6 protein-coding genes are annotated in these 3,363 nt (G+C 57.7%); all 6 read right to left on the reverse strand.

Features of this window, described 5'->3' with window-relative positions:
• Positions 1 to 879: type VI secretion system tip protein TssI/VgrG (tssI, locus tag ACGK9R_RS17050; RefSeq protein WP_394583509.1), on the reverse strand; the 879-nt coding region annotated here is incomplete at its 3' end.
• 1 nt (position 880) lies between these two features.
• Positions 881 to 1,168 carry a type VI secretion system PAAR protein gene (locus ACGK9R_RS17055; protein WP_394583511.1) on the reverse strand — a complete coding sequence of 96 codons (288 nt, stop codon included), beginning with the start codon at positions 1,166 to 1,168 and terminating at the stop codon, positions 881 to 883.
• Between the two features lie 59 nt (positions 1,169 to 1,227).
• On the reverse strand, positions 1,228 to 1,539 hold the full coding sequence (locus ACGK9R_RS17060; RefSeq protein ID WP_394583513.1) for a GNAT family N-acetyltransferase: 312 nt from the start codon (positions 1,537 to 1,539) through the stop codon (positions 1,228 to 1,230).
• 90 nt (positions 1,540 to 1,629) lie between these two features.
• Entirely contained in the window at positions 1,630 to 1,893 is a 264-nt protein-coding gene (locus ACGK9R_RS17065; RefSeq protein ID WP_394583515.1) for a PAAR domain-containing protein, read from the reverse strand.
• The gene (locus ACGK9R_RS17070) at positions 1,890 to 3,002 is read right to left on the reverse strand and encodes a hypothetical protein (protein ID WP_394583517.1); all 1,113 of its coding nucleotides are present in this window, start codon (positions 3,000 to 3,002) and stop codon (positions 1,890 to 1,892) included. The genes ACGK9R_RS17065 and ACGK9R_RS17070 overlap by 4 nt, the downstream gene beginning before the upstream one ends.
• Positions 2,932 to 3,363: hypothetical protein (locus ACGK9R_RS17075; RefSeq protein WP_394583519.1), on the reverse strand; the 432-nt coding region annotated here is incomplete at its 5' end. The genes ACGK9R_RS17070 and ACGK9R_RS17075, both read right to left, overlap by 71 nt.

Consider the following 3,363-nt stretch of genomic DNA (forward strand, 5'->3'; position numbering starts at 1 on the left):
ACTTTCGGCGCTCGCCGTGGTGGCGTTGCGGCGCAGGTGCTCGAGGCGAATGCGGGTGAAGGGCTTGCCGGAGGCGTCCTGCTTGTAGCGGCCGGGGTAGTCGAAGTGCTCGTAGTCGGTCTGCTGGCCGTGCTCGCCGACGTCGCGGCCCTGGTGGTCGTGAAGCTGGGCGTAAGCGGGGTTCTTGAAGCTGTAGTCCTTGAGCTGGGCGCTGGCGGTGGCGACCCGGGCGGTGTGGCTCAACTTGCGCACGTGGCGAGTGGGCGGCGTGCCCCCGGCGCGGCTGTGGTAGGTGCGCTCGCCGAGGTTGGTCAGCGACTGCGGATCGTCGGAGAACACCAGCCGGTGGGAGCCGCCGTCACTGTCCTCGAATTCATGGAAATAGAACAGGCCCTCTTCGGCAGCGAGGCGCTCGATAAAGGCGAGATCGGTCTCGCGGTACTGGACGCAGTACTCGCGCTCGGCGGGCTCTCGGCTAACGGCAAACGCCACGTCGGTGATGCCGCGCTCGTCCAGCAGGGTGTTGATGATGGTGAGCGGGTCGGTCTTCTGGAAGATGCGCGAGTTCTGGCGCAGCGAGGTGCGCCAGAGCGCCGGGCGCAGCGTGAGGGTATAAAAGGTGCGCCGGTGGCCGCGATCGCCCCGGCCGAACTCGCTGATGATGCCGTGGACCCGGCGCAGCGGCGCGCCGTCCTGCCACACGGTGAGCGTGGCCTCGCGGTCGAGCAGCTCGGCGGCGTCCAGCCCGCCGTCACGGCTGGCGAGCGTGGCGGTCAGCGCGAAGGGCTCGGAAAGCGCCTCGCGGTGGGTAAAGTCGACTACCGCGACGTCATCGACGCCGGGCAGCGTCAGGGTGAACTGTAGACCGGTGCCTGGCATCTTAGCTTCCCTCTCCTGAACCTGAACCAATGACCACGCCACCACAGTCCACGGCGTGGTGGGGGAGCGCGACGGGCTTGCCGTCGACGAAAATCGTGCCGGAGCCTTCGGCGATGCTGCGCGGATGCATCGGGTGGTTGGGTTTATCGTGGGGCTCCAGCGCATCGCCCTGGCGGGCAACGGGCTTGCCATCCATGATGACCGTGGGGCTACCCTCGATCACCGGCGTGGGCGGGTAGCCGTTGTGGTCGGTGCCGATGTCTCCCAAGAGCACGAATTTCTGACCCATTGCTCGACTCCTTTTCCGGTTCTACTCGTTCGCGGTTCGTTTCGTGATAATTGGTCAAGCTACTCGTCCCATTTGGCGGGCGCCTCAAAACTGGCGACCTCCAGGGCATCCACGTACTGGCGGGTGAAGCCCGCTGTCTCCAGGCTGTCCACGGCACTCTGGCAGGCCAGCGGCAGCCGCGTCTGCAGCGGCACGCCGCTCAGGGTGACGCGCAGCGCCCGTAAAAGCCGCGTGCCGTGGCCGCTGCCCTTCCACTCGCGGCTGATGAAGAAAAAGCGGATCTGCCAGGCGGCCTCATCATCGGGCCGACAGGCCAGCACCATGCCCAAGGGCGGGCACTCGCCGTGGCGAAGCAGCAGAAAAGTCGGCACGGCTGAAGATCATTCAGGCCGTGCCTGTGTTTCAGAGGTAACGCTCAGGAGCGGATAGAACGTTGTTAAGCACACAACATCGCGTAGGCATTACGGCTCGACCTTGGCACAGCTCGAGGCGGTGATAATCTCACCGCCGTGATCGGTCTTGCAGCCCAGATACGCCGTGGGCTTACCATCATGACTCGAGTGGCTGGAGCCGTCGATGATCGTGGCGCCGCAGCCGGTTTTATCGCCTACCCGCGCCACGGGCTGGCCCTCTACGTGAGAGGGCGAACCGGTAATAATTTCCGTGGTTCCATGGCCGGGGATGGGGCAGCTGTGCAGATCGCCCTGGCGGGCTATGGGTTTCATGAGGCCACCGTTGCGAGACGCCACTCGCCTGATGCTGTGCGGTAAAACACCACGGGTAATTTGTGGCTTCGATCAGAGTCCTCCGAATATGACCAACGAATGGGGGTCGGTAAAATACGTACCAAACGTCCATCTCCCATAAATTCCAGACTGTCTTCAGCGGAATCATCGGACAACATAAGAGGAAGTAACTCTAGCTCACCAGGCTCATTACTGAGCCCAACAAGCTGTGACCCTACCGGAAGCGAAGAGATATATTCTCTTGCATTCTTCCCACCGGCCACCAATAGCCCTGCTCGATCCCACATCGCCTCGCCTTCTCGTAAAATTGCATCGCTATCGCCTTCCTCAAACAAGCGGTATACATTCTGATAGGCTTGACGTAGCTCGTGCCGTAGTCGCGGTGTATCTTCGAGTGGCGTCGCATCCTCGACCCAGTGGAAATTGGGGATAGGATCCAGAACGCGAAAGCTCATATCTACGCGCTCAGCTTCTAAACTCTGACCATTACCAAAAACCATTCTATATGGTGAACTCAACTGAAACTCCCCACGCGTACGAAGATGTTCAGTTTGATGCACCACTTCACCATTTACATTGGCGGGATTTTGATGGGCGTCTACCAGCTCCTTACTATCCATGTCATAGCGTAATTGCAGAGTATTGATACGTTCTTTTTCGTGAGTACGTGTATTAATGGCTTCAATCGATACATCAACCCAGAAGTCTTCTTTAGGTGCCTGTATATATTCACCGGTTTCATTGTCCTTTATCAAATAACCCGCTTGATCTTCAAGAAGCGGTGCAAAAATAAATGACAACCTATTTTGGCCTTCCTTGAGATTAGTACTAATCGGATATGAAATAGAGTGTTGCACTGTAGAGTTATGTGATCGTACATTTAGATCATTAATACGCAGAACCCAAGCTGCTCCTTGCGAGTGAATATTTACCCAGTATTCGCGTTCAATTGGCTGTGCCATAGCTAACTCCTGCAACATTAATATGCACAAAAAAACCGCTAGCCCCACTTTTCTTTTAGAAACAAACCCACGAACCCTCTTCTCTTGGCCAAATAACTTTGCCATCGCCACCATCTCCTGATTCATCTACTTCAACGCTCCCCATAGCCTCAGAGCTCTCTGTACCTTCTACTAAGTCGGAGTTTATTTCTGCGCTACCACTTGGGCCCCCGTCATTATTTTCATCATTACCAATTCCAATCTCAGCATAAGCCTCCCCACTGAGCTTCACGCCTTCAAAGATATATCGCTTCTCTCGCTTACCCTCGGCACTCACCCCAGCCTCCCATGTCCAGGAAGTGTGGATAGAGCCACGTACGCCAGCCTGCGCTCGGACCATGAACACACTACCCTCGACGTGAAGCTTTATTTCGGCACGCCCGAGAATCTGCAGTGTCCCGGTAAAATCACCGCTTACACCATTATCATCCGTTGACTCGCTGCCACG

The organism is Halomonas sp. HNIBRBA4712, assembly GCF_043558675.1.
In the GTDB taxonomy this organism is placed as follows: domain Bacteria; phylum Pseudomonadota; class Gammaproteobacteria; order Pseudomonadales; family Halomonadaceae; genus Vreelandella.

Coding starts and splice junctions, on each gene's coding strand:
- ACGK9R_RS17055 (WP_394583511.1), bottom strand. CDS start 1,168: ATGGGTCAGAAATTCGTGCTCTTGGGAGACATCGGCACCGACCACAAC.
- ACGK9R_RS17065 (WP_394583515.1), bottom strand. CDS start 1,893: ATGAAACCCATAGCCCGCCAGGGCGATCTGCACAGCTGCCCCATCCCC.
- ACGK9R_RS17070 (WP_394583517.1), bottom strand. CDS start 3,002: ATGAATCAGGAGATGGTGGCGATGGCAAAGTTATTTGGCCAAGAGAAG.